The sequence below is a fragment of the Streptomyces sp. NPDC047880 genome (assembly GCF_040706515.1).
In the GTDB taxonomy this organism is placed as follows: domain Bacteria; phylum Actinomycetota; class Actinomycetes; order Streptomycetales; family Streptomycetaceae; genus Streptomyces.
Genome location: NZ_JBEZOK010000073.1, coordinates 1 through 1,155, shown reverse-complemented (window position 1 = coordinate 1,155; position 1,155 = coordinate 1). Strand labels below are relative to the sequence as shown.

Sequence of the window (1,155 nt, the reverse complement as noted above, 5' to 3'; positions counted from 1 at the left end):
TGAGCGTGGGTTGGTTTTGGGGTGGGCTGGTGGGGGTGGGGATGTGGTGTTGGGTGGGGGGTTGTCGGTGGTGGAGTTGTTTGAGGCGCAGGTGGTGCGTGATCCGGGTGCGGTGGCGGTGGTGTGTGAGGGGCGGTCGTTGTCGTATGGGGAGTTGAATGCGTGGGCGAATCGTCTGGCGCGGTGGTTGGTGGAGCGGGGGGCGGGGCCGGAGCGGTTTGTGGCGTTGGTGTTGCCGCGGTCGGTGGAGTTGGTGGTTGCGGTGCTGGCGGTGTTGAAGTCGGGTGCGGCGTATGTGCCGGTGGATCCGGAGTATCCGGCGGAGCGGGTGGAGTTTGTGCTGGGTGATGTGCGGCCGGTGGTGACTTTGGGTGTGGGGGATGTTGATGTTGATGTGGTGGGGGTGGGGGAGGGGAATCTGGGGGTGGAGGTGTTGCCGGATTCTGCGGCGTATGTGATTTATACGTCGGGTTCGACGGGGCGTCCGAAGGGTGTGGTGGTGCCGCATCGGAATGTGGTGCGGTTGTTCGGGGCGACGCGGGACTGGTTCGGTTTTGGTTCGGGTGATGTGTGGTCGTTGTTCCATTCGTATGCGTTTGATTTTTCGGTGTGGGAGTTGTGGGGTGCGTTGCTGCATGGTGGGCGGTTGGTGGTGGTGCCGTTCGGGGTGAGTCGTTCGCCGCGGGAGTTTGCGCGGTTGCTGGCGGAGGAGGGGGTGACGGTTCTGAGTCAGACGCCGTCGGCGTTTTATCAGTTGATGGCGGTGGAGCGGGATGACTGGGTGTTGCGGTGTGTGGTGTTCGGTGGTGAGGCGTTGGATGTGGCCCGGTTGGAGGGCTGGTTTGCGCGGCATGGGGATGAGGGGCCGCGGTTGGTGAACATGTATGGGATCACGGAGACGACGGTTCATGTCACGTATTCCCCTCTGGATTCGGCGGAGGGTCGTGGTGGTGGGATTGGTGTGGGGCTTTCTGATCTTCGGGTGTTTGTGCTGGATGGGGGTTTGCGTCCGGTGCCGGTGGGTGTGGCGGGGGAGTTGTATGTGGCGGGGGCGGGTCTGGCGCGGGGGTATCTGGATCGTGCGGGGCTGACGGCGGGGCGGTTCGTGGCGTGTCCGTATGGTCCGGCGGGTGCGCGGATGTACCGGACGGGAGA

At 64.2% G+C, this 1,155-nt stretch carries 1 pseudogene; it reads left to right on the top strand.

What is annotated here, in order from left to right:
- Nucleotides 1-64 precede the first annotated feature (64 nt).
- A pseudogene (locus AB0937_RS38520) lies at nucleotides 65-1,155 on the top strand (amino acid adenylation domain-containing protein); the annotation flags it as partial.